Source organism: Salinimicrobium sp. CAU 1759, assembly GCF_054482715.1.
The window spans coordinates 2,035,123-2,060,216 of the sequence record NZ_JBTLRK010000001.1; the positions used below are offsets into that span (position 1 = coordinate 2,035,123).

Below are 25,094 nucleotides of genomic sequence, written 5' to 3' on the forward strand. Positions count from 1 at the left end.
TGAGAATTATGAAACGAATATTATCTACAGTTTTAGTGGTAATTTTAGCTATAGCATCAATACAGGCACAGAGTCCTAAAGCCGAATATGCTGCCTTTGCTCTTGAAAATGCCACTATACACACAGTAACAAACGGTGTAATTGAAAATGGTACAGTCCTCATAAGAGATGGAAAGATTGAAAGCGTGGGCACTCAAACCTCTTTTGGAGAAGATGTGCAGGTAATTGATTGCAGCGGAAAACATATTTTTCCCGGGATGATCGATGGCGGCACAAGGCTTGGACTTTCTGAAGTAGGCTCGGTCAGTCTCACTCAGGACTACAGTGAAATAGGAGAAGTAATTCCTCACATGGAAGCTTTAAGCGCCGTAAATCCTAATTCTGCACTTATACCGGTTACCCGGGTGAGTGGAGTTACCACAGTAATAGCGTCTCCTGATGGAGGATTGTTTCCCGGAAAAGCTTCTTTGATCAATTTGCACGGATACACACCACAACAAATGTATGCCGGGTTTTCTACTCCTGTTATGAATTTTCCACAATCGGGAAAAAGAGGCTGGTGGGATAAAAGAACAGAGGAAGAAATAAAAAAAGCCAATAAGAAGACCATGGAAGAACTGGATGATATTTGGGAAAAAGTAGCCCAATATCATGTTATAGACAGTGCAAATGCTGCAGGATCGACTTCTGTGGAGCTTGATTATTATCCGGAGATGAAAGCACTGTTGCCGGTTTACAGAAAAGAATTACCTCTAATAATTGAAGTTAACAAAGCAAAGGACATTAAGAAGGCTTTGGAATGGGTGAAGGAAAAGGATATTAACGCCATTTTTTCGGGAGTTAGTGAAGGCTTTAGAGTAGCTGAAGAAATTGCGGATGCCGGAATTCCTGTAATTGTAGGCCCCGTTCTAAGCACACCTTCCCGTGACTATGACAGGTTCGACAAACCATACGCCAATCCCGGAATAATGAAAGAAGCCGGTATTAAAGTGGCTATTCGAACTATGGAAACAGAAAATGTGAGGAATCTTCCTTACAACGCAGGTTTTGCTGCTGCTTATGGAATGTCGAAGGAAGATGCCTTGAAAGCTATAACAATTGTTCCTGCCGAGTTGTTTAATGTTGCCGATAAGCTGGGGTCTATTGAAGAAGGAAAGCAGGCTACACTATTCGTTTCTACCGGCCATCCTTTTGAAACAGCTACAAATGTGGAGCATGTTTTTATTGACGGTTGGAAGATTCCTATGCAAAGTCGTCATATAGAACTCTACGAAGAATTCTTACAACGAAGCCCGGGATTGAAAAAATAATCTCTTTAAGTTTTATAATAGCACAGCCTCTCAACTTTTGGGAGGCTGTGCTGGTTTATAGACTGAAATGAAAAGGTTTTTAAACCTATTAGATTCTGATAGATAGGAATAGGTTTAGTTTAGCTTGGCCCGGCCAGGTTATTTATTACTTCCTTGTTGATCTCATGTCCGCCATCAAAAGGAATGAACTTCAAATTCTTCGGAAACAACTGCCTTATTCGTTTTTCTTCCGACTCCAAAAATTCTTCATTGACAAAAGGATCTTCCGTTCCAAAGACGAAATAGATCTCTGTACCTTCCAAAAATGCCAAATCATCAGGCTTTAATTCCTTTGGAAGTCGGCCGGAATTAAGGATAAGTTTTGAGCAATTAATTTGGCGCCGGGCTATCCAGCGGGTGACGATGGAGACGCCCTGGGAGTAGCCGAAAAGGATCAGGTTTTTCGCATTTTTGAGATCCTCATGTTCATATATTTCATCCAGGTAGGAGAGGACATTCTGGATCTCCTGCTCCGTGTTTTCGCGTGTGGCCCAGGAGGCGCCAACGTGCTCATATTTTCCGTTGAGATAGTATTTTGAGGGTGCCTGTGGCGCGATGATATAATTCTTCTCCTGGTTGAGGTGGCGGAAGTATTTCAGAAAATAGCGACTCAGGTAACCAATTCCGTGGAAAACTACCCAGACGTTTTCAGTTTTGTTTGTCAATTCGTTCAATGTGCTATAGGTATTGCTAGAGCGATAAGAAACCTGCTTTTCATCCATATTATCGGGTGGTTTTGTACTTTTACAAAGAAACCAATCTATTTGCTATGACCAAAGAGGAAATTCTGGAGCTGTCGAAGAAAGTATCGAAGAACACGTTCATGGAAACTCTTGATATTGAATTTATTGAAGTCGGAAAGGATTACCTGGTGGCCAAAATGCCGGTGACTTCAAAGGTTCATCAACCCGACGGAGTTCTGCACGGAGGCGCTACGGTTGCGTTGGCCGAAAGTGTGGGAAGTTTCGCCAGTTACGTTTTTCTTGACACCGATGAATTTTTGGTCCGCGGAATTGAGATCTCTGCCAATCACCTGAAAAGTGTTTCTGAAGGTTTTGTTTTTGCCAAGGCTACTTATCTTCATAAAGGACGTACCACTCAACTTTGGAGCATCAGGATCACAGACGAAGCTGAAAACCTCATTTCTGTAGTGAAGCTAACGACCATTACACTTCCGAAAAAGAGAACAAATGCCTGAAGCTGAATTTTTTCAAAAACTCGGGGCTCAGTATTTGCAAAATCTGCCTTTTGTAGCTTATCGTAAGCCAGTCTTAACCGGAAACTCAGGAGAAGTAAAAGCTTTTCTTCAACAGGATGATCAGCTGCATTATACTACTGACTTCACCGAAAGCGGGTTTGTTTTTGCCCCTTTTGACACCTCAGAAAAAACTATTTTCTTTCCTGAAAATGTTTCTGAAAAGCTCATTTATGAGCAGGTAGTTTCTGAAAAACTAACTGTTAGTCATACCTCTCAAAAAGGGGAAATTCCGGAAGAAAAAAAGTCGGCACACGTGCAATTGGTTGCAAAAGCAGTTGAGGCTTTAAAAGCCGGAGCAATGGAGAAGGTGGTGCTTTCCCGAAAGGAAATAGTGGAATTGGATGATCCTAATCCGCTGAAGCTGTTCAAAGAACTGCTGAAAGCCTATCCCTTAGCCTTTGTCTACTGCTGGTTTCACCCGAAAGTCGGCTGCTGGCTTGGCGCGACGCCCGAAACGCTGCTGAAAATTGAAGGAAATCGCTTCAAAACTATGGCCCTCGCCGGTACCCAAAAATTCTCCGGAACCATGGATGTGGAATGGGGCGAAAAGGAGAAGCAGGAACAGCAATTTGTGACTGATTCCATTGTAGGAAACCTGAAAAGCTGCGGATTGGAAAACCTGGACATATCAGATCCCTATGCTGCCAGGGCAGGGAATCTTTTGCATATCAGATCGGATATCCAGGGAATATTGAAAGGTACAGCCGCGATTAATCGCGGCTCAGCAGAAAAAATAATCTCTGCCCTGCATCCCACACCCGCAGTATGCGGCTTGCCAAAAGAGAAAGCCAGGGAATTCATACTTTCAGAAGAAAATTACGACAGAGAATTCTACACCGGATTTCTGGGAGAACTGAATCTGCAGACAAATGTACAGCGAAGCAGGACCAGGAGAAATGTTGAGAACCTCGCTTACCGAGCGGTTAAAAAAGAAACTGATCTTTACGTGAATTTGCGCTGTATGGAAATTGAAGAAAATAAGGCGGTGCTGTTCGTTGGTGGCGGAATCACGAAAGATTCCGTGCCCGATGATGAGTGGCAGGAAACAGTGAATAAGGCGGAGACGATGAAGAAAGTGCTGTTGAAATGATTTTTTAATATAGAGACCTACAAGGTTTTGAAAACCTTGCAGGTCTTATAGAATCCTTATATGAAACACCCAAAAATACCGGTTGCAAGATCAATTATTGCGCTTTGCGAAGCCAAGGGGATTCAGCATGTTGTGATCTCCCCCGGCTCGCGAAATGCGCCTTTGACCAATGGTTTTGTACATCATTCAAATATTAAAACTTACAGCATCGTCGACGAACGCTGTGCGGCCTTTGTGGCTATAGGAATGGCGCAACAGCTGCAAAAACCTGTAGCGGTGGTTTGCACCTCAGGATCTGCATTGCTCAATTATTATCCGGCGGTAGCTGAGGCTTTTTACAGCGATATTCCGCTGGTGGTGATCTCTGCCGACAGACCAATAGAACGCATTGACATTGGCGACGGACAAACCATTCGCCAAAAGAACATTTTTGAGAACCATATTTTGTATTCCGCTAACCTGCATTCCGAACTGGTGCTGGAAAACGAAGCGACAGATAAGAAACTTCAGCAGAAACAATTCGAATCTCAGAAGCATAACGAGCGGGAGATAAACTTAGCGCTGAACAAGGCGATAGAGGAGAAGGGACCGGTGCATATAAATGTTCCGTTCTACGAACCGCTATATGGAACCGTAGAAGATGTAGAGGTGAATCCGATCCAGATATTACCTGAGATCATCGAGAGAACCTATTCACAAAATCAGCTGCAGGCGTATGCCGATCTTTGGAACACGGCTGCGAGGAAGATGGTGATCATTGGAGTTTCTTCTCCAAATTCAGTTGAACAAAAGTTTCTGGATCAACTGGCGAATGATCCTTCGGTAATTGTTTTTACCGAAACTACTTCAAATGTGCACCAGGAGAATTTCTTCACGCGTATTGATACCATAGTAGGTCCCATCGAAAAAGACGAAAATCGCGAGCAGCTTTTCGACAATTTGCAGCCGGAAATTTTGCTCACCTTCGGCGGAATGATCGTCTCCAAAAAGATCAAGGCTTTTCTTCGGAATTATCAGCCAAAACAGCACTGGCATGTGGATCCAAAAAAGGCATATAATACCTTCTTTTGCCTGAACAAACATTTTGAAACTTCAGTTAATTCGTTCTTTAGTCAGTTCTTTCCGCTTACTGAAATTTCAGAAAGTAATTATGCCGAATACTGGCAGGAGGTGAGAAGCAGGAGAAAAGTAAAGCACGAAGACTATATGGGAAGGATCCCGTATTCAGATCTAAAAGCTATGCAGTTGGTTTGTCCCGCAGTACCCGATAATTACATTCTGCATTTGGCAAATAGTTCTGTCATTAGATATGCCCAGCTCTTTAGATGGAAAGAAGACTTGCAGATCTACTGTAACCGCGGAACCAGCGGGATAGATGGCAGCATATCAACATCGGTGGGTGCCGCGATGATCTCACAAGAACCGGTGTTGATGATTACCGGAGACCTTAGCTTTTTCTATGATAGCAATGCCCTTTGGAATAAGAATATTCCGAAGAATTTCAGGATTATCATCCTCAATAATCAGGGAGGAGGGATCTTCAGGATACTTCCTGGAGACAAGAACACTGATACTTTTGATGAGTACTTTGAAACAGTACACGAGCTCAACGCAAAACCTGTTTGTGATCTTTACGGATTTGAATATGCATCAGCTACATCTTCCGAAGAAATAAAGGAGGGCCTAAATACCTTTTTTGACACCTCAGAAAAACCAAAGGTTCTGGAGATATTTACTCCGCGGAAGGTGAATGACGAGGTGTTGCTGGAATATTTCAGCTTCGTGAAATAGCCATTAATTATAAGTAACTTTGCCAAAAATTTGATTTTATGCTTGCCATTGGAGAATATCACACCTTAAAGATTGATCGCGATACAGAACCCGGACTTTTTCTTAAAGATGATGACGGAAATGAGGTGCTGTTACCTAACAAATACAAACCTGCGACTTTTGAAATTGGGGATGAAATAAAGGTTTTCGTTTATCTTGATCACGAGGAGCGACCGGTGGCAACTACCTTGAAGCCATTTGTGAAGCTGGATGAATTCGGCTTTTTGAAATGTGTAGAGGTCAGTGAGATTGGTGCTTTTATGGATTGGGGACTGGAAAAGCATCTTTTTGTGCCCTTTAAGGAACAAGCGGTAAAGATGCGGCAGGGAGAACGATATCTTATTTTCTGCTACCTGGATGAATTGACAGACAGGCTGGTTGGTTCAAGTAAGGTAGATGCTTTTCTAGATAATTCTCAGCTTACCGTAGAAGCCTTTGAAGAGGTAGATCTTATAGTTGCTAATCCTACGGAATTGGGCTGGAACGTGATCGTCAATGAGATCCATAAAGGATTACTATATAAAGATGATGTCTTTCAAAAACTGCACGTGGGTGACAGGCTGAAAGGATTTGTAAAGAAAACCCGTCCCGACGGGAAAATAGATATCACGCTGCAACGTCCCGGTTACCGCAGCATTGAACCTAATGCTCAGGAACTTTTAACATTACTGGAAATAAAAGGCGGGTTTTTACCGCTCACCGATAAATCTTCTCCACAAGAAGTTCAAAAAGAGGTGCAAATGAGCAAAAAGAGCTTTAAGCGTGCATTAGGGAATCTTTACAAACAACGTAAAGTAGATATTAAAGAAAACGGAATTTACCTCAAGTAGGGATTGTAATAGGCGTTTGGCGAAATATATCCTCTACCGGAATAGGGAGAATAATTGCGACGGAACAGCGGAGTCTGGAATTCTTCATAAGCCGGTATCTTCTTTTCGCCTGTATAGATATCGAAATTAGAACTACGGTCGCGCATCCTTATATCGTTGGTGATCTCGATGAGAGCTTTTTCTCCGGAGCTGACATCGGGCATGGGAGAATCAAGATCAACTGAAGCCTTCTCCTTTTCATAGCGCTTTCTCTCCATCATTGCAATGAGGTTAACCTGCCTTTTTACTTCCTTCTTGCTGAAATCCACTTCGGTAATGGTAAATTCTCTTTCAGGAAGCTGGGCTACAAACATAGAAAGACTGGGTCTAACTTCTTTTAAACCTATAAATATCTCTTCAAGTGGAGGCGACTCCATTTGCCTGAAGACCTGACTTTTGTCAGCCTCACCGGAGAATTCCTGAGAATACCCAATTACACTGAGCATAAGAAAAAAAAGGAGAAGGAGTTTTTTCATGTGTCCTGTTTGTCGCCTAAGAATCAAAAACCATACAACTTTTAGGAACCGAAAGATAAAGCTTTTCTGGCAGCAGGGTTTTATGCTAAGGGAAAATATAAAAGTCTTATTTTTGAGTAAAATTGATACACATGGCCAAACCTGATTATAAGACAGCTAAAGAATACGAAGATATTACCTACAAGAAATCTAATGGAGTAGCGAGAATAGCCTTTAATCGTCCAGAAGTCCGCAATGCTTTTAGACCAAAAACTACCAGTGAGCTCTATGATGCATTTTACGATGCACAGGAAGACACTTCTATTGGCGTAGTTCTGCTTTCTGCTGAAGGACCTTCTCCTAAGGATGGGGTTTACAGCTTTTGCAGTGGGGGAGATCAAAAAGCCCGCGGTCATCAGGGCTACGTGGGCGAAGATGGAATGCACCGGCTTAATATCCTGGAAGTGCAGCGACTAATAAGATTCATGCCAAAAGCAGTAATTGCAGTTGTTCCCGGCTGGGCTGTAGGAGGAGGTCACAGCCTTCACGTGGTATGTGATCTTACCCTTGCAAGTAAGGAACACGCGATCTTTAAACAAACAGATGCTGATGTTACGAGTTTCGACGGAGGCTATGGGTCTGCTTATCTTGCAAAAATGGTCGGACAAAAAAAGGCGAGGGAGATCTTCTTCTTAGGAAGGAATTATTCGGCTCAGGAAGCTTTTGTAATGGGAATGGTCAATGCTGTTATTCCGCATGAGGAACTGGAAGATACTGCATATGAGTGGGCTCAGGAAATTCTGGCCAAGTCACCCACTTCAATTAAGATGCTGAAGTTCGCCATGAACCTCACCGATGATGGGATGGTAGGGCAGCAGGTCTTTGCCGGCGAAGCTACTCGTTTGGCCTATATGACCGATGAAGCAAAAGAAGGACGTAATGCCTTTTTAGAAAAAAGGAAACCAAATTTTGATAAGAAATGGATTCCTTAGAAGCAGAGCGTTTCTCTAATTTTCAGCTGGAGGTAGAATCACTTCCTAAACTCGAGGAAGTAGAGCTGCAACCTATCTCACGAAAATACCTGGTGAAATTGCAGATAGGAACTGTTACTTCCTTCTTGTTCTTCGTACTTGGACTGGTTGTAGCATTTTATTTTTCTCCTCCTCAGGTCCACAAGTGGCTCTGGTGGGGAGTGGCATTTTTAGCTGTTATCCTTGCCTGGACCTTTTTTAATAATGTCATGTATATTAGGAGAAGTGGTTACGGATTAAGGGAGCAGGATATCATCTTTAAAAGAGGCTTTATATTTGAACGCACTACTGTGGTTCCTTTCAACAGGATACAACATGTATCGGTTGAACGTTCTTTTTTAGATAAAATGCTGAGTATTGCCACTGTGAAGGTATTCACTGCCGGGGGATCGGGAAGTGACATTAGCGTGCCCGGCCTGGACCCTACTACAGCCACCTCTGTAAAAGAGGAAATTTCCTCCCGAATCTATAAACATGCCTGATTTTAGCTTTGCACAGCCTCAACGGCAATCTGTAGTAGGTCTTGTGTTGATATTTGCTACATCTCTTTATCACATTGCCCGAAACCTGTGGGTGGTGGTGATCTATTTTGCAATTGGAGAATTTAGTCCCAGAACCATGTTTTTGGCAGGTGCTGCGCTGATCCTTGTTTTAATATTGAGCCTTGCCTACAGCATTCTATATTTTCTGAATTTTAAATTCCATATTGATGAAAGGAACGAAGAGTTTGTGCTTCAAAAAGGTGTTTTTTCAACTGACACTATTAATCTTCCATTCCGCAAGATCCAGCAGGTCAATTTCAAGAGGAACATTCTACAAAGGATAATAGGAGTCTATAGCGTTGTTGTTGAAACTGCCGGAAGTCAGGAAAAAGAGGTGGAGATCAAAGCTCTTAGCCAGGAGAAGGCAAATTCCCTTACTGAAAAATTAATGGCTCATGCTGAAGAAGAAAAAGAAGAGGGACTGGAGCATATAGATTTTCCTGAAGAATCTGAATTAGAAACAACTTCAAAAGCCGCTCCTGAGTGGGAGCATAAAGTTAGCCTCTTCACTCTTTTTAAACTCGGTTTGACCTCTAACTATCTTCGGGGAGTAGGAATAATTATTGCCTTCTATTTTACTCTTAGGGAGCAGTTTATGTTTAATGAGGAACTTTCTGCTCAACTCCAGGAGCCGGAAGTATTTTGGGCCCAGGGGAAATTCGTGCTTATTATTTTTCTCCTTTTAGTGGGAATGATCATCACTGTTGGTGAAACCATCATTAAATATTTCGATCTGCATTTAAAGAAGTTTAGGGATACGCTGCAGGTAGAAATGGGTCTTAAGAATAATACTAAAGTGAATCTTCGTGCAAGTAGGATACAGTTGCTGCAGGTGCTAACAAATCCTCTTCAGCAAAGAATGAACCTGTACCAGGTGAAGATCTCCCTAGCCAGCAGTGAAAATGATCTGGAAAAGAATCAGATCAAGGTTGTGGGGTTACCTCCCCACGTTGTTTCTCAGGTCAAATCCTATTTTTATAAAACAAGTGTGGAAGAAGATTTTTTTATTCTTCCCAGTAAATATTTATTATGGCGTAAGATGTCAAGAGCAATGATCCCGTTAATAATCGTATCGGTCTTTTTATTTTTTTATGCTCAGCTTATCACGGTGACCTGGTTCGCAACAATTGCATTTGCCTATATCCTATTGATTGCTACGTATAACTTTTTCTACTATAGAAAATTAAGGATGGGAGTGTCTAAGAATTTCCTCATTAAACATTCGGGTGTATGGCTTCAAAAAGAGGAGTATCTGGAGATGTTCAGGTTACAGTCTGTTTCTATAAATCAGCCGTTGTGGTACAGGAGAAGAGGACTTGTCAACCTTACTTTTCATTCAGCCGGAGGGGATGTAAGTTTTCCCATGGTGTACCGGTCTCAGGTGCAGCCTTTGATCAACTACCTGCTGTTCAAAATTGAAAGCACCAAAAGATCCTGGATGTAAGTATTTGATAAGATAGCCCTTCAAAAATGCACTTTTTTAATTGTTTCTTTCGAAAATATGTGAAATAATTAAATAGGATTTATAATAGGTGGTAATCTGATAATAAATCAGTTAAAACATTATTCATTCTCTTGGAATTCTTTTAAATTTAAAGAAAACCTGGAGCTATGAAAAAAACCTACACTACCTTGATCTTTCCTCTGATTTCTTTGCTGTTGATCTCCTGCAGTGTTGAAACAGTGCGCGAAAATGCAAACATAGAAGGGGAATATGGTTTCAACTTTAAAGAAAGCAAACACGAGTGGGACAAATTGAAAACCAGGAATGGAAATTCCTATTTTTATGTTTTTCTGGAGCAGTCATTTGCAGGTTTCGGCAGTGAGACTAAAATAACTGTTAATAGAGGAAAAGTAGTTTCACGCCATTATGAAGCTTTTGAGATCTCAGAAGAAGATGGAAGCAAAATAATTATCTTTTCTTATGCAGAAGAATCAAAAAAGGATTTGGGAAAGCATGCTGAGGGTGCTTTGCCTTTAACAATGGATGAGCTTTACAGGAGTTGCATTGCCCGATATCTTATTGCAGATCCCTATGCGAATGAGGTTTTTTTTGAAACCAATGAAGAAGGGGTGATGATCCTGTGTGGCTTTGTCCCTAACGGCTGCCAGGACGATTGTTACAGGGGAATTACAATATCTGAGTTCTCCTGGATGTAAAATGAAAAAGCCACGAGGGCAGATGCTCTCGTGGCTTTTATCTATTAGAATCTAATTTTACTTTAACTCCGGAAATTCTGCCGGATTAGATTCATTCATGATCTCATATACCTTTTCAAAAATGTCTTCTACAGAAGGTTTTGAGAAATAATCTCCGTCTGTGCCGTATGCCGGGCGATGCTCTTTTGCCGTAAGAGTTTGGGGTTTACTATCCAATTGTTTCCATGCATCCTGTTCCTCTAAAATCTTTTGCAGGATGTAGGCTGAAGCTCCTCCGGGTACATCTTCATCAATTACCAGTAACCTGTTGGTTTTTCCTACGCTCTTTACTATGTCTTTGTTAAGGTCAAAGGGTAGGAGAGATTGCACATCGATTACCTCGGCATCAATACCTACTTCCTGTAACTCTTTTGCAGCCTGTTCTACTAAGCGTAAAGTAGAGCCGTAAGAGACTAGGGTTATGTCTTCACCTTCTTTTACAGTTTCAACTACACCAATAGGAGTTTTAAAATCTCCCAGATTATTTGGCATTTTTTCCTTCAGGCGGTAACCATTCAGTGATTCAACAATTAATGCCGGTTCATCACTTTCCAACAGAGTATTATAGAATCCTGCTGCCTTGGTCATATTACGTGGAACAAGAACGTGAATTCCGCGGATCAAATGAAGAATACCTCCCATTGGAGAACCACTGTGCCATATTCCTTCAAGTCTATGGCCACGGGTTCTAATTATAAGTGGTGCTTTCTGTTTTCCACGTGTTCTATATTGTAAGGTAGCCAGGTCATCACTCATGATCTGTAGTGAATACAGTAGGTAGTCCAAATATTGGATCTCAGCGATTGGCCGCAGCCCTCTCATGGCCATTCCAATTCCCTGTCCTAAAATAGTAGCTTCACGGATCCCGGTATCGGCAATTCTAAGCTCTCCATATTTTTCCTGAAGTCCTTCAAGCCCCTGGTTGACGTCACCTATTTCTCCTGTATCCTCTCCAAAAATGAGAGATTCGGGATGCTTTTCGAAGATCTTATCAAAGTTATTTCTAAGAATTAGACGTCCATCTACATCTTCTGAAGATTCATCATAAGTTGGTGCAACCGGCTCAATATTCAGAGCATTATATTCTGAAGAACTATAGAGATGGCTGCTGTACTGGGGACGGGTCTCTTCGGTGAACTTGTCTATGAAATTGATTAATTCATCTTTTGCAGTAGAATTCTCTCCTCTCATGTACCTTAAAGCCTTTCGGGCTGCCACAAGGATATCCCGTTTAAGAGGTTCTTTGTTCCCCTGAAGTTCATTCTTTAACTGAAGAATGAAGTTTTTGTTCTGGCTACTTTCAGCCGCCCTGTCAAGCACTGGTAGAGCATCCTGTACTTTATTCTTAACAGGCGCCATATGGGCTTCCCAGGCGGCTTTCTTGCCGTCTCTTACCTGCTTTTTAATGTCCTTTTCAATCTCCTGAAGCTCTTCGTCTGTAGCAATGTTTGTGGTGATCATCCACTCTCTCATTTTCACATTACAGTCGTGCTCGCGTTCCCACTGTAATCTTTCTTCACTTTTATAACGTTCGTGAGAACCTGAGGTAGAGTGTCCTTGTGGTTGAGTGAGTTGTTGAACGTGGATCAACACGGGAGTGTGCTCTTCCCGGGCTATTTTGCTGGCAGTCTCGTAAGTTTCGATAAGTGCAGGATAATCCCAGCCATTGACAGTGAAAATTTCGTAGCCGTTATTTTCTCCCTTATCTCTCTGGAAACCTTTTAATACTTCTGAAATGTTTTGCTTTGTGGTTTGATGTCTTGCATGTACCGAGATCCCATATTCATCATCCCACACATTCATTACCATAGGTACCTGAAGTACACCTGCAGCATTTATAGTTTCCCAAAAGAGACCTTCACTGGTACTTGCATTCCCAATCGTCCCCCATGCGATCTCATTTCCATTCTTTGAAAAGTTCTCGGAATCCAATCCTTCTACATTTCTATAGATCTTAGACGCCTGAGCTAAACCAAGAAGCCGGGGCATTTGTCCCGCGGTGGGAGAGATATCTGCACTGGAATTCTTTTGCTGAGTAAGATTTTTCCAGGTACCATCCTCATTCAAGCTATGTGTGGCAAAATGACCACCCATTTGTCGGCCGGCAGAACTTGGTTCCTGTTCAATATCTGTAGTGGCATACAAGCCTGCAAAAAATTGCTGAATATTCATGGCTCCTATAGCCATCATAAAAGTTTGATCCCTGTAATAACCTGACCGAAAATCACCATTTTCGAAAACTTTTGCCCATGCCAATTGCGGCACTTCCTTTCCATCACCAAAGATCCCGAATTTAGCCTTTCCTGTAAGTACTTCACGCCTGCCTAAAAGACTACACTCACGGCTCGTTACCGCCAGCTTATAATCACTGAGCACCTGCGCCTTAAAATCTTCAAAAGAAATTGCACTTTTTGAGGAGGTTTCACTCTGCATAATACATGTTTAAGATTACCGCAAATGTACAGAAAACAATGATTAATTACAATTCAATAGAAGTAGCTAAAAATCATTTTTTAGCAATAAAATTTACCATTAAATGAGAATAATATAATGTACAGGAAAATGACCAGTGTTCTTTAAGAAAATGCAAATTGCTTAGAACCAGCTTCGGGTAAAGAGTCCGGCAAGGGTTTGAATGTCTAAAGTAGCTATGAACCTGATTTTTTGATCGTAATTCCCTCCTTCAAATTCCCAACCTTCACTTGAATGTACCGGAAAAAAAATTTCGAAGTAATTCTGTACCAGGCTTAACCTTATTCCGGAGTCATATAGCAACTTCGCGTTTTCATTCTTGTTTTTTACCAGTCCCACATCGCTATAGGCGAAGATCCATTTCCAGAGGGTAATGTTTCCGTTGGCCGTAGTAATCCATTGGTTAGCAAATTCAGGCTCCAGCATGGATTTAAATCCACCTTCAGCAAGAATGATCTGCTGACTGAAAACTCCACTGGTTTCACTTCTTCCGTAGTAATTATAGTCAAAGAGATAATCTGTTGGACGGTCCAGGGCAAAACTGAAATAATCAGAGTCCGGCATATCATTATACAAAAATGCACCACCAAAAAAGCGCAGATTTATCTGTCGGTCATTCTTCAGCAACTGACTATATTCCAGAGTTAAGGATGATTTACTGAATTGCTGTGCAAGCTGGAAATCAACTGCCCCCGAAAGGCGGGTCACCATTCCGGGGTTATTAAAGGAGTAATTTATATTGAAAACACTATAATCTGGTACTTCCAGATCTGTAAATTCATTCTCATCACGATATACATTTATGTTGCGCACCATTATCCTTTCCTTTTTTCCGTTCCTCATGTAGGAATCCCGGAAATAAAGGGCGAGGTATGGGGTGAGGCGTTGGTACATGAGGTCATAACCAAAATGGTACCTGCTACCACCTATTCCATATTTGATCAAATAGAGATCGTTGTCAAAAAATATTTGATGCGACAGCCCGGCATTTCCAACAATGGTTTTGCTCCGTGTTGCATAAAAAGGGGAAAGATTATATTCAAAATTTCGATCTAGAACAGTCTTATTGTACAACTTTAAACCAAAAGCTAAACCGTCGTACAAGTTGTACTGGAACTCTGGCATAAAGAAGACCTGTTGATATCTTGGATCTTCTATATCTTTAAAGAGTCTAAACTGTAGAGGCCGGTTCATAATCCCACCAACAGTTCGGTAATTATTTCTCCTATTGATCTCCGGTACCAGTCCCTCATGATTTATTGCCACCTGTTTAACCCTTTTCGCCGGAATATAAACCGTTCGATTATCGGGAGAATGTTCAACCCATTTCTTAAATACAATTTCATCATCATGAAGACCATAAACCTGTATAGGTGCAGTAGTTCCGGTTTTATTTCTAAGAGTTACCCTTAGGGAATCACCTTCTCTGTTAAGGCTACGTATCTTGAAATCGATTTCATCCTTGCTAGCCAGGTACTCATCAAAGAACCAGCTAATATCCTTTTCTGCATTGGATGTGAGGAGCTTTCGAAAGTCCTGTGAATCTACAGGTTCAAGTTTATATTCTTCATAAAACTCTTTAAGTGAAATGGGGATGGTGTTGTCTTCAAGAAAGTGGTCAAGGTAATCCAAACCTACTCCCGCCTTAAAAGGATTGGCAATATTCTTATTGAATTTTATCAAAGAATCCTGAGGAGTTGTGAGGGGTTGATCTATGTGCTTTCGGGCCACAAATAGATACAAGAGTGGATATTGATCATTAAAGTCAAGCTCGGAGGCATGAAACCATCTCACCCCTATAACCTCACTCAAGCTCCCCAGTAGTTTTAAGTCGGGGTAATGCTCTTCAATATACTCTATCATCATGTAGATCTGAATGGCATCGAAGATCCACTTATCCTCCCTTGGATTCAGCATGAGCGTATTTTCGAGATAATTTTCGGTGAGGGTTTTAAGTTGTTTTAGCTCATAACCAAATCCATCTGGAAAAGGTCTCAGAAACTTTGGTAACTGGTTGAGTCCATACACTGGGTTTGAAGCATAGTCTTGTTGAGTAGCCAAGATCAATGGATGTGGATATGTACCTAAATTACTGTTAAGGAAATTGACAATCCTTCTCACAAAAAAAGACTTCATACCTGCATTTACCCCACTGTCTGTAATATTACTAATCACGTGAAGGCTATCTACTTTTAAGTCGTCAAAAATGACATTTCTAGTGAGAAAAAGTTCGGTGTCCAAGCGTTCATTCCCGGTTAAATGGACGGTTTTCTTGCTTCCTTCAGGTTGTATTCTATTCATTTTTAGTGCAGAAATAGCAGCAAGTTTCGAAGGAATAGTTAGTTCAATATCCAGGTCAAGTTTGGGAAGATAAAGATCGTTCAGGTTTTTGTGACTGTAAACCTTCCAGCCGTTATTATATACTCCAGGAGCAATGAACCAGTACCGCAAGGCGTAATTCCCGTTATTTTGATATCCGTAACGAGTAAATTCATCGCTGGGAATCTTCACGGAATAATTAAGATTGATCACATATTCTTCACCTGGGGCTATTGGCTCCTTAGGAACAACGCTTATCAAATCTGGTTTTCCCTCCGGTCGTTCCCAGTCCAAAATGTTGAAGGAATCTCCCATTATGGAGTTTATTGTAGTTCCTCCTCTTTTCTCTTGTCTTGCAAAATGGAAACTGCGATCATAATCTTCATAGAATCTGCGGGCAAGGGGAGTACGGGTGTCAGAAAAAGCATTCATCCAATCGCTCAGGTAGATCTCCTTAAGGGTGTCATTGCTCATATTCCTGTATTCCAGACTTTGCTGAATGTACAGTGACTTTATGGAATCATTGAGTTCCGCTTTCAAGTGGACTTTATGTTGTCCAAAGAGCGGTAAGCAGATGAATGCAAGGAGTGAAAAGATTAAAAATCTTAAGTTCAAATTACAAAGAGTAGATAGGGATTACCAATTAGCTATGCAAGATATTATTTCATTGGATAATATTCAGCTTATTAGTAATATTTTAGTATCGAGAGATCAGAATTCTTCCATTAATACATCCAAAAAAGTACTTGCCAAATTAAAATAAAAAAACAGCCCTGTCAAAAAGGCTGTTTTTTAAAATGTTTTCGCTTAGGAAAATTTAGAAGTTCGGACTTAAATTATATTCCTCATAGAACTTGTCAAGTATTTCGATAACCTCGTCTGCTGTATCAACCACCTGAATGATATCAATATCACCGGCACTTATATTTTGAAAACTGTCCAGCAAAGTTGTTCGCACCCAATCTATTAAGCCACTCCAAAAGTCCCTTCCAACAAGGATGATGGGAAATTTATCGATCTTGTTAGTCTGTATAAGAGTGATGGCTTCAAAAAGTTCATCAAGTGTTCCAAATCCTCCCGGCATTACAACAAACCCCTGTGAATATTTTACGAACATTACCTTTCTAACAAAAAAGTAATCAAAGTTAATGTTTTTATCACTATCGATATAAGGGTTGTCATGTTGTTCAAATGGCAAATGAATGTTTAAACCTACAGATGTTCCTCCTGCAAGGTGAGCACCTTTATTCCCTGCCTCCATCACCCCGGGACCTCCTCCGGTAATGATCCCGTAGCCATGTTCAACGATCTTTTTTGCTACTTCTTCTGTAAGCTTATAGAATTTATGATCTGGTTTAGTACGTGCAGACCCAAAAATGGATACACAAGGGCCTATCTGACTTAGTTTTTCATATCCGTTTACAAACTCTCCCATGATCTTAAAAATGGCCCAGGAGTCATTTGTTTTTATTTCATTCCAGCTTTTATTTCTTGTCTCTGTTCTCATAAAAATTTCAAATTGCGGCTAATTTAGTTCTTTTTGAAGAAAACGGGCGGTGTAGCTTTTTGGATCCTTTGCTACTTCTTCGGGTGTGCCCTGGGCTACAACCTCACCTCCGTTCTTACCACCTTCGTACCCAATATCGATGATATGATCTGCCATTTTGATGACATCCAGGTTATGTTCGATAATGAGGACGGTATTTCCCTTGTTTGCGAGCTTGTTCAAAACCTCCATGAGCACCCGGATATCTTCAAAATGTAATCCTGTTGTAGGTTCATCAAGAATATAGAAGGTGTTTCCAGTATCTCTTTTTGACAGTTCTGTAGCGAGTTTTATTCGTTGAGCTTCCCCTCCGGATAATGTGGTACTCTGCTGCCCGAGAGTAATATAACCTAATCCCACATCCTGAATTGTCTTCAGCTTTCTGTATATCTTCGGGATGTTCTCAAAGAAGATCACAGATTCATTTATGGTCATGTCCAGTACATCGGCTATTGATTTACCTTTGTACCTTATTTCCAAAGTTTCCCGGTTAAAACGTTTGCCCTGGCAGGTTTCACATTCCACATAAACATCTGGTAGAAAATTCATTTCGATCACACGTAGACCTCCTCCTTTACAGGTTTCGCACCTTCCGCCTTTTACATTAAAGCTAAAGCGCCCGGGTTTATATCCCCTTATCATCGCTTCAGGAGTTTTTGCGAAGAGACTTCTTACTTCAGAAAATACACCGGTATAGGTAGCAGGATTAGAGCGTGGGGTACGTCCAATAGGTGTTTGATTTATATCTATGACTTTATCGATGTGATCAAGGCCCTTTATTTTTTTATAGGGTTTAGGCTTCTTCACACCATTAAAGTAATAAGCATTCATAATAGGATAGAGGGTCTCATTTACTAAAGTAGATTTCCCACTTCCCGAAACCCCTGTCACTGCGATCATTTTTCCCAAAGGAAAGGTGACTGAAACATTTTTTAAATTATTACCCGTCGCACCCGTAAGTTCGATCTTTTTGCCATTCCCTTTCCGTCTTTTCTTGGGAACTTCAATTTTCATACTGCCGTTGAGATAATTGGCAGTAATAGAATTATGTTTCCGGATTTCTTCGGGAGTTCCTTCGCTTATAATTTCTCCCCCATGTCTGCCGGCTTCAGGGCCAATATCAATGACATGATCTGCGCGTTCGATCATATCTTTATCGTGCTCTACCACAATTACCGAGTTACCCAGATCTCTTAGCGCTACCAGGGAATTTATCAATTTTTCGTTGTCACGTTGATGCAGACCTATACTGGGCTCATCCAGGATGTAAAGAACCCCTACTAGTTGAGAACCTATCTGTGTGGCCAGTCTTATTCGCTGAGCTTCTCCTCCCGAAAGAGATTTTGAACCCCTGTTCAAGGACAGGTAATTTAAGCCTACATCTACAAGAAACTGGAGGCGTACGCTTATTTCTTTTATGACCTCAGCTGCAATTTTCTGTTGTTTTTCCGAAAGTTGTGAGTTGAGGTCCTTAAACCAGCCGGCCAGATCAACAATGTCTTTTTGAGCAAGTTCGGCAATATTTTTTCCGTTTACTTTGAAATAGAGAGATTCCTTTTTTAGTCGGGTTCCTTCACATTCGGGACATTTAACTTTGTCCATATAATCTTTAGCCCAACGTCGAAGAGAAGTAGATTCATTCTTTTCGTAGGTCTCCTCTATAAAGGTAGCAACCCCTTCAAAATCTATCTTATATTCTCGGGTTATTCCAAGAGTTTTTGATTCTTTGCTGAATTTCTCCTTTCCGCCGAAGAGGATCATGTTCAGAGCTTCCTGCGGAATTTTTTCCACGGGATCTGTAAGGCTGAATTCAAAACGCTCTGCGATCAACTGCAGCTGACTAAAGATCCAATTTTTTTTCTGGGGACCATGTGGGGCAAGAGCACCATTTTTAATACTTTTTGAAGGGTCAGGAATGATTTTCTTCTCGTTGACCTTGTGTAATGATCCAATTCCATTACACACAGTACATGCTCCCTTAGGTGAATTAAAGGAGAAGTTGTTGGGTTCAGGATTAGGATAGGAGATTCCGGATGTAGGGCACATGAGATTTCGGCTGAAGTATTTGATCTCTCCACTGTTCTGGTCCATAATCATTAGAACATCATCTCCATGATGCATTGCGGTTTTAATGCTTTCGGCAAGACGCTTACCGGAATCTTCACCATTTGAAACTTTGATGCGATCAACTACTATTTCAATCTCATGGATCTTATACCGGTCTAATTTCATGCCTTTCACGATATCCCTTATTTCACCATCAACACGAACCTTTAAAAAACCTTGCTTTGCGATTTGCTCGAACAACTCTCTATAATGCCCTTTTCGGGACCTGATGACCGGAGCAAGAACATTTATCTTTTTACCCTGGAAATTTCTTAAGATCAACTCCTGGATCTGTGAATCGCTATAGCTTACCATCTTCTCACCGGTGTTGTAGCTATAGGCGTCACTGGCCCGTGCAAACAATAGCCTTAAGAAGTCATATATTTCGGTAATAGTTCCCACAGTACTTCTTGGGCTCTTACTGGTCGTCTTCTGTTCTATTGCGATAACAGGGGAGAGGCCATCTATCTTGTCGACATCAGGTCTTTCCAGGCCTCCCAGAAACTGTCGGGCATATGCTGAAAAAGTTTCAATATACCGGCGTTGACCTTCGGCGTAGATGGTGTCAAAGGCTAACGAGGACTTCCCTGAACCCGATAAGCCCGTAATAACTACCAGTTTTTCACGCGGTATTTTGACGTCAATATTCTTAAGATTATGGACTCTGGCCCCCAGTATTTCAATAAATTCTTCTGTTACTGCCATAAAATTTTTTGCAAGGGGGCAAAGGTACTGAAACTGCAGCTATTAAGAAAGGAAACCTATTCCTGGAGGATTAAGTAGGAAAATTAATAAAAGCTAATTTTTTTCTGTCAAAAACTTTCTTAATGCATGCATCTTAAAGATTAAATTAAAGTTAAACTAACACTTTTTTGTAGGAAATTATCAGTTTTAAGTTATTAAAAGTCAGATAAATAGCACACAAGTTTAGGATTACTTTTAAAGAACCTTGTATATCTTTACTAAGGAAAGTAAGGCAGTTTACACTGTCCTTTATGAGGAAAATATTTTTTGTGCTGAAAAAGAGTTTATGGAAAAGAAACAACTACTACTAATTACCAAAAATCAGGACCTAGCCGAAAATGTTGAAAAGGAAGCTAATCTTAACTTCCTTACCACACATATTAATGGAGTTCATGCCGGCTATCCCTTAGCACTTACAATCCTACCCGATGTGATTTTAATAGACTATTCTTCTCTCGGCCTTGAAAGTCTTAAAAATCTATCCCGCTTCAAATCCACACATTTTTTAAACAAGTCTTTCCTTTTCCTGCTTGGGGATCAGGAGAATAAGAAACTCCTAAATAATAATTTTTCAGATGTAGTGGACGGGTTCATATATGATAAAGGCTGCTATTATGCAATTGTAAAGGATTTAGTGGAAAAGACGAGGGTGAAAAAATGCCTCACCAATTATTGGAAGGACTCTTTTATGGGACTCTTCAATTTACTGGAATATCCCGTGATCTTATTACAGGACGAAAAAATTGTAGCAATGAATGATGCCTTTAGAAAGGACTTTTTTATAACCGGGAGACAGGAACTGGATCTCACAGATCTTGTGGTCCAGAAGAATCGACTTAAGGTCAAGGAGACCCTCAAGAAATTTGTTCGCGGAAAACACATGAAGGCTGTCACTAAGACCACCGTGGTAATGAAAGAAAAGATAAGGGAGGCGAGGATCACATTTTCTAAATTGGATATGAACCTGTGTGATCAAATGATCATGATGATCAACTTTACAGGTAATGATTTTCCTTTAAAAGAGGAGGTAGGAACGAGTTCAACCGAAACCGAAAAATATTTTTCCTCCAATTGTAATGAGGAAGAACAGTGTTTTACCAAAAGGGAAAAAGAAATTATTGCTCTGCTGTGTAAAGGCTACAAAACAAAAGAAATTTCTGAAGCTCTGTGCATCTCGGCCAAAACAATCGAGAAGCACAGAGCTAATATTATAAGGAGAACCCATTCGGGAACGATCCTGGAAAGTATAGTATATGCACTAAATCACAATCTTATAGAAATATGAGGAAAAGGAGGAAAAGGAGGGTTTTCCCCCATTGATAGAAGTTAAGATAAATCCTACATTTAACAGGAATTCTCTTAACCCCCTCCAAAATGTTGCGCAGCGCGCAAACCTGGACTTAGAGTTTTTATTAACCATAATATTTATTAACCATTCTAAATTTTATTAATCAAAAACCTTTTAATTATGAAACACTTTAAATTTTCGATGGCCTGGCTCGCAATGCTGGCTTTAATCTTTACTTCGTGTAGTAAAGAAGAATCTGACTCGGTATCCGGAGATCAGGAATTAGTCCAAATTACTTTCGGCTCATTAATGAATGATTTTAATAGCCAAGATAAGCAGGCCGATCCAGGGGAATGCAGTGAGGCTGCCCCTTCTTATGTCCTTATTGGAATTACAGAAGGTGCAGATCCTAATGGTACCAATTATGTAGATGATGGAGATGCTGACGCCGATGATTATATAGAGGTGGATCTTAAGTGGAACTCCAGCATGAATGTCTGGGAAACTGAATATACTGATCTCCTTGCCTTACCAGCAGGACCTTATCAATTACAACACTTTGTTGTTTACGACGAAGGCGGGAATGTTCTTTGGGTTGCCCCTCGTACAGGAGGTGCATATGCTACGAACGTGGATAATCCACTTCCTCAGCTAATAAACCTTGCAGCTGGTACTAAACCTTACATCAATGTTGATGTGCTGTGTTATATTCCAAGGTCTGAGGAAGCGTATGGTTATTTGTTCTTTGACCTAAATCAGGTAAGAATAGAAAATAACTACTGCATATTCGTGGATTTTTGCTGGGATGAGACCGGGCGCGACTATCCTGCAGAATTCTCTGTTGAGGTGTGGTCAGATGACTTTGACGGTACTCCTGTAGTGCTTAATAACAGTGAAAATACAGTGAATACGAATGGCACCTGGCCTTCTGCTTCTGTATTATGTTTTGCTCTTCCCGAGATTGCCGCGGATGAGTTATACTACGTAAGAGTAACTATTGAAGACTATCCGGGCGCTTACGAATTAGATCCAGAACAGGATTATATCGTTGACTTTACTATTAGCCAGGCTGATATTGATGCACAGCTTCAGATGACTCCTAGATATGAGCATATAAGATATAATTGCCCACCGCCTACTGATGATCCTTGTGTTCCTGGAGCAAGTAACAAGCCTGGTGACTGGAACAATGACTGTGTTGTGGACTGTAGAGATACAAACACATGTCCAAATGATCCGTGCCCAGGAATTGATCCTGAATTGGATACTAATGGAGATTGTGTTATAGATTGTAGAGACACAGATACTTGCCAGCCTAATGAATGTGATATTCCAGGTGACACTAATGGAGATTGTGTTGTAGATTGTAGAGATACAGATTCTTGCGATTCAGATGGTTGTGGTGATACTGCTTTCATGTTTGGTGATTATATTTTATCTGAACATTACAATGGCAACAACTGGGGCTGGGGATTACTAGTAGATGGAGAAGGTGCAGATGCAGAATATCAGGATCCAAATGATCCAAACCGTTGGGTACTTCCTTTCTGGGCTGGTGCCGGTCAAAATGATACTTCAAAAGCCTGGAGAGCAGGGGATGTTGTATTGGAGCTTGATGGTGATCAACTTCATGTAACCATTGCTTTGTATGAAGGAGTAAGTGTAGAAGATACTCATTTCTGGTTTAATGATAATGGAGAGTGGCCAGAAAGTAGAGCACCAGGACAGTTTGATCTTCATAAAGATTCTGACTTATTAGGCTATACTTTTGATATCGTTAATGACGGAGATATAACCTTAATTGTTCACGCAGGAGATGCTTGCGATGAAGACTTCTAGGAATATTTAAAAAAGAAATCTCTTCAGACTATTATGGTCTGGAGAGATTTACCTTAATAGGATTTATTAACCATTCTAATTAATTATTAATCAAAATCAATTTATTATGAAAAATTTTAAAATTTCCATTGCCTGGCTGGCGATGTTGGCTCTAGTTTTCACCTCTTGTAGTAAAGAGGAAACCGGAGTAATTAATGATGACCAGGAATTAATTCAGGTGACTTTTGGTTCGCTTATGAACGACTTCAATTCCCAAAACAAACAAGCTGAACCGGGGGAATGTAGCACTGCAGATCCTGCCTATGTTCATGTAGCCATTACAGATAGTAATGGGGACTATATAGGAGAGGATGATGGAATTGATGTTCCTGATGTCAACTTCATTCCAGTGAACCTAAAGTGGAATTCGGCTATGAACGTTTGGGAAACCGAGTACACAGATGCTCTTGCACTTGAAGCAGGTGATTATACATTAGAGTACTTTGTTGTATTTGACGCCGATGATAATCCAATTTGGGTAGCTCCACGATCAGATGGTGCTTATGGTAGTAATGTAGGTAATCCTCTTCCAAATGACTTTACTTTGGATCCGGGAACCAAACCATATATTACAGTTGACGTGTTATGTTATGTTCCTAGAAATGAAGATGCATATGGATATCTGTTCTTTGATATTAACACATATACTATTACTAACAACTACTGCTTATTCGTTAACTACTGTGGTGGTGACGGACGTGATTATCCTGCTTACTTTAGCGTAGATGTTTGGACAGAAGGATATGGAGAAGGAATCCAGGTTATTGATGGATGGTCCAATGAAATAACAATGTCAAATGGATGGCCAGCTGCTTCTGTTCTTTGTTTGCCATTGCCGGTATTAATGGACGACGATACTTATTTTGTGACAGTTACTGTAATGAATCATGATGATCTAGACTACACTGCAGATGAAATGGATTACATGGAGTTTGAAATAGACCAGGCAGATATTGATGCTCAGTTAAATATGACGCCTAGATATGACCATAGAAGATTTGAATGTGGTGAAGATCCTGGAAATGGAAATGGAAATGGAAATGGTGGTGGAGATGATTGTATCGATGATCCTGATACAGGGTGTGATACCGTGGCAATAGTCGACCAAAATGTTTCACTTAGTGGAGTACCTGCCGGCCAATTGCCAACCATTCCGGTATTGTGGAATGATGCTGTGATTGGATATGTAGAGTTTGATTGGAACGCTCCTAATCTATCCGCTAATTTTGACTTAAATGAAGGGTATTTAATTACTGATGTAGAAATAGAATTAGATGGAGTAGGAGGTGAACCATTAGGAGCACCGGTACCTATCTGTATCCAGGATATTACAGAAAATGCCTATACAGTAGAATGGGATCTTACGTCATTAGATTTGGGTAGTGCTCAGGTAACTGAGGTTTTCCCAATAGATGTGGATCTTATGATGAACGTTTGTGCTCCGCAGTAGTATTCGGTGGAAACATAGACAACAGAGATTATAAGAGAAGGCTACCCACAAGGTGGCCTTCTTTTTTTTGTCATCATCTTATTTATTCTCTCCAATTAAACTTTAAGAAATAAGGATTTTTCATTATTTAAATAAGACCTCCAGGTACTCTCTTTTAGAATGAGAGTATATCTTCGAACTGACCTCATGTAGTAAACCAGGGTCTCTATCTTATAAAAGCTTTCATTTATACCAATTTAACCAAACACTCTCGTATTATTCTACGCTCTAAAGTTGATGTATGTTTCAGGTACTAATCTAATAAAAAGTACAGGTGAAAATTATTCTTAAAATCGTTTTCATTACCTCATAATATTTACCCCCTGTTTAAATTTAAGATTTAAAAAAGTTCTAAACAAAACACATGAGATTTAAAATTTAGATGATATTGTTTTTAAGGAGCACTTGGTGCTCTTTTTTCTGCGTTGCCTAGAAATTCATAAGAGTAAGTAAATCGTATTTCCCAAATTATCATTTGAAGTTTTTTCCTACAATAACTGACACTCAGAGTGTTAAAGTTTATATAAATCCTATTAAAATCTTATTAATTTATATTTTTACCTCGTCTTCTATACAGAAGAAAATATTCTGAGCTTGTTTAATCCTTTAAACTTAATTAGTACGAAACA

18 protein-coding genes are annotated in these 25,094 nt (G+C 40.4%); 12 read left to right on the forward strand and 6 right to left on the reverse strand.

All coding sequences use genetic code 11. The features are described from left to right. Positions 1–8: 8 nt before the first annotated feature. Positions 9–1,310 carry an amidohydrolase family protein gene (locus ACXYMT_RS09170; protein ID WP_459058777.1) on the forward strand — a complete coding sequence of 434 codons (1,302 nt, stop codon included), beginning with the start codon at positions 9–11 and terminating at the stop codon, positions 1,308–1,310. A gap of 119 nt (positions 1,311–1,429) precedes the next feature. Here ACXYMT_RS09170 and ACXYMT_RS09175 read toward each other — a convergent pair whose 3' ends face one another. After that, a complete protein-coding gene (locus ACXYMT_RS09175; RefSeq protein ID WP_459058778.1) occupies positions 1,430–2,071 on the reverse strand; it encodes an alpha/beta hydrolase in 642 nt (213 codons plus the stop codon). A gap of 47 nt (positions 2,072–2,118) precedes the next feature. Here ACXYMT_RS09175 and ACXYMT_RS09180 point away from each other — a divergent pair, with 47 nt between their 5' ends. Genes ACXYMT_RS09180 through ACXYMT_RS09195 form a run of 4 tightly spaced genes read left to right on the forward strand, consistent with a single transcriptional unit; the run spans position 2,119 to position 6,357 of the window. Further along, positions 2,119–2,547, forward strand: coding sequence for a PaaI family thioesterase (locus ACXYMT_RS09180; protein ID WP_459058779.1), 429 nt, complete (start codon positions 2,119–2,121; stop codon positions 2,545–2,547). After that, complete coding sequence (locus ACXYMT_RS09185; protein WP_459058780.1) at positions 2,540–3,697, forward strand: chorismate-binding protein; 1,158 nt, start codon at positions 2,540–2,542, stop codon at positions 3,695–3,697. The genes ACXYMT_RS09180 and ACXYMT_RS09185 overlap by 8 nt, the downstream gene beginning before the upstream one ends. A 60-nt stretch (positions 3,698–3,757) precedes the next feature. Next, a complete protein-coding gene (gene menD, locus ACXYMT_RS09190; protein ID WP_459058781.1) occupies positions 3,758–5,488 on the forward strand; it encodes a 2-succinyl-5-enolpyruvyl-6-hydroxy-3-cyclohexene-1-carboxylic-acid synthase in 1,731 nt (576 codons plus the stop codon). A 38-nt stretch (positions 5,489–5,526) separates the two neighbouring features. After that, positions 5,527–6,357 carry a CvfB family protein gene (locus ACXYMT_RS09195; protein ID WP_459058782.1) on the forward strand — a complete coding sequence of 277 codons (831 nt, stop codon included), beginning with the start codon at positions 5,527–5,529 and terminating at the stop codon, positions 6,355–6,357. Here ACXYMT_RS09195 and ACXYMT_RS09200 read toward each other — a convergent pair. Then, the gene (locus tag ACXYMT_RS09200; RefSeq protein WP_459058783.1) at positions 6,345–6,872 is read right to left on the reverse strand and encodes a hypothetical protein; all 528 of its coding nucleotides are present in this window, start codon (positions 6,870–6,872) and stop codon (positions 6,345–6,347) included. The two genes, ACXYMT_RS09195 and ACXYMT_RS09200, sit on opposite strands and share 13 nt — an antisense overlap. Before the next feature lie 131 nt (positions 6,873–7,003). On the opposite strand from ACXYMT_RS09200, the gene ACXYMT_RS09205 reads away from it, so the two are divergent. The 4 genes from ACXYMT_RS09205 (at position 7,004) to ACXYMT_RS09220 (ending at position 10,584) form a co-directional block, all read left to right on the forward strand. After that, positions 7,004–7,843, forward strand: a complete 840-nt coding sequence (locus tag ACXYMT_RS09205; protein ID WP_459058784.1) for a 1,4-dihydroxy-2-naphthoyl-CoA synthase — start codon at positions 7,004–7,006, stop codon at positions 7,841–7,843. After that, positions 7,831–8,364: a PH domain-containing protein gene (locus ACXYMT_RS09210; RefSeq protein WP_459058785.1), complete on the forward strand. Its 534-nt coding sequence runs from the start codon at positions 7,831–7,833 to the stop codon at positions 8,362–8,364. The genes ACXYMT_RS09205 and ACXYMT_RS09210 overlap by 13 nt, the downstream gene beginning before the upstream one ends. Next, positions 8,357–9,868 (forward strand): PH domain-containing protein, encoded by a 1,512-nt coding sequence (locus tag ACXYMT_RS09215; RefSeq protein ID WP_459058786.1) that lies wholly within the window; start codon positions 8,357–8,359, stop codon positions 9,866–9,868. The genes ACXYMT_RS09210 and ACXYMT_RS09215 overlap by 8 nt, the downstream gene beginning before the upstream one ends. Before the next feature lie 167 nt (positions 9,869–10,035). After that, a complete protein-coding gene (locus ACXYMT_RS09220; RefSeq protein WP_459058787.1) occupies positions 10,036–10,584 on the forward strand; it encodes a hypothetical protein in 549 nt (182 codons plus the stop codon). A 57-nt stretch (positions 10,585–10,641) separates the two neighbouring features. Here ACXYMT_RS09220 and ACXYMT_RS09225 read toward each other — a convergent pair whose 3' ends face one another. The 4 genes from ACXYMT_RS09225 to uvrA form a co-directional block, all read right to left on the reverse strand. After that, positions 10,642–13,056: an alpha-ketoacid dehydrogenase subunit alpha/beta gene (locus ACXYMT_RS09225; protein WP_459058788.1), complete on the reverse strand. Its 2,415-nt coding sequence runs from the start codon at positions 13,054–13,056 to the stop codon at positions 10,642–10,644. 162 nt (positions 13,057–13,218) lie between these two features. Beyond that, positions 13,219–15,954: a gluzincin family metallopeptidase gene (locus tag ACXYMT_RS09230; protein WP_459058789.1), complete on the reverse strand. Its 2,736-nt coding sequence runs from the start codon at positions 15,952–15,954 to the stop codon at positions 13,219–13,221. Positions 15,955–16,231: 277 nt separating this feature from the next. Next, entirely contained in the window at positions 16,232–16,921 is a 690-nt protein-coding gene (locus ACXYMT_RS09235; RefSeq protein WP_324719245.1) for an LOG family protein, read from the reverse strand. 18 nt (positions 16,922–16,939) lie between these two features. Continuing rightward, entirely contained in the window at positions 16,940–19,771 is a 2,832-nt protein-coding gene (gene uvrA, locus ACXYMT_RS09240; RefSeq protein ID WP_459058790.1) for an excinuclease ABC subunit UvrA, read from the reverse strand. A 325-nt stretch (positions 19,772–20,096) separates the two neighbouring features. On the opposite strand from uvrA, the gene ACXYMT_RS09245 reads away from it, so the two are divergent. From ACXYMT_RS09245 to ACXYMT_RS09255, 3 genes are all read left to right on the forward strand, one after another. Then, positions 20,097–21,095 carry a response regulator transcription factor gene (locus tag ACXYMT_RS09245; RefSeq protein WP_459058791.1) on the forward strand — a complete coding sequence of 333 codons (999 nt, stop codon included), beginning with the start codon at positions 20,097–20,099 and terminating at the stop codon, positions 21,093–21,095. 204 nt (positions 21,096–21,299) lie between these two features. Further along, positions 21,300–22,937, forward strand: a complete 1,638-nt coding sequence (locus ACXYMT_RS09250; RefSeq protein WP_459058792.1) for a hypothetical protein — start codon at positions 21,300–21,302, stop codon at positions 22,935–22,937. Positions 22,938–23,043: 106 nt separating this feature from the next. Continuing rightward, the gene (locus ACXYMT_RS09255; RefSeq protein ID WP_459058793.1) at positions 23,044–24,426 is read left to right on the forward strand and encodes a hypothetical protein; all 1,383 of its coding nucleotides are present in this window, start codon (positions 23,044–23,046) and stop codon (positions 24,424–24,426) included. Positions 24,427–25,094 lie beyond the last annotated feature (668 nt).

Bases quoted from the DNA above. Each gene is read 5' to 3' on its own strand.
- ACXYMT_RS09170 (WP_459058777.1), top strand. From the start codon at position 9: ATGAAACGAATATTATCTACAGTTTTAGTGGTAATTTTAGCTATAGCA.
- ACXYMT_RS09175 (WP_459058778.1), bottom strand. From the start codon at position 2,071: ATGGATGAAAAGCAGGTTTCTTATCGCTCTAGCAATACCTATAGCACA.
- ACXYMT_RS09180 (WP_459058779.1), top strand. From the start codon at position 2,119: ATGACCAAAGAGGAAATTCTGGAGCTGTCGAAGAAAGTATCGAAGAAC.
- ACXYMT_RS09185 (WP_459058780.1), top strand. From the start codon at position 2,540: ATGCCTGAAGCTGAATTTTTTCAAAAACTCGGGGCTCAGTATTTGCAA.
- menD (WP_459058781.1), top strand. From the start codon at position 3,758: ATGAAACACCCAAAAATACCGGTTGCAAGATCAATTATTGCGCTTTGC.
- ACXYMT_RS09195 (WP_459058782.1), top strand. From the start codon at position 5,527: ATGCTTGCCATTGGAGAATATCACACCTTAAAGATTGATCGCGATACA.
- ACXYMT_RS09200 (WP_459058783.1), bottom strand. From the start codon at position 6,872: ATGAAAAAACTCCTTCTCCTTTTTTTTCTTATGCTCAGTGTAATTGGG.
- ACXYMT_RS09205 (WP_459058784.1), top strand. From the start codon at position 7,004: ATGGCCAAACCTGATTATAAGACAGCTAAAGAATACGAAGATATTACC.
- ACXYMT_RS09210 (WP_459058785.1), top strand. From the start codon at position 7,831: ATGGATTCCTTAGAAGCAGAGCGTTTCTCTAATTTTCAGCTGGAGGTA.
- ACXYMT_RS09215 (WP_459058786.1), top strand. From the start codon at position 8,357: ATGCCTGATTTTAGCTTTGCACAGCCTCAACGGCAATCTGTAGTAGGT.
- ACXYMT_RS09220 (WP_459058787.1), top strand. From the start codon at position 10,036: ATGAAAAAAACCTACACTACCTTGATCTTTCCTCTGATTTCTTTGCTG.
- ACXYMT_RS09225 (WP_459058788.1), bottom strand. From the start codon at position 13,056: ATGCAGAGTGAAACCTCCTCAAAAAGTGCAATTTCTTTTGAAGATTTT.
- ACXYMT_RS09235 (WP_324719245.1), bottom strand. From the start codon at position 16,921: ATGAGAACAGAGACAAGAAATAAAAGCTGGAATGAAATAAAAACAAAT.
- uvrA (WP_459058790.1), bottom strand. From the start codon at position 19,771: ATGGCAGTAACAGAAGAATTTATTGAAATACTGGGGGCCAGAGTCCAT.
- ACXYMT_RS09245 (WP_459058791.1), top strand. From the start codon at position 20,097: ATGGAAAAGAAACAACTACTACTAATTACCAAAAATCAGGACCTAGCC.
- ACXYMT_RS09250 (WP_459058792.1), top strand. From the start codon at position 21,300: ATGGCCTGGCTCGCAATGCTGGCTTTAATCTTTACTTCGTGTAGTAAA.
- ACXYMT_RS09255 (WP_459058793.1), top strand. From the start codon at position 23,044: ATGAAAAATTTTAAAATTTCCATTGCCTGGCTGGCGATGTTGGCTCTA.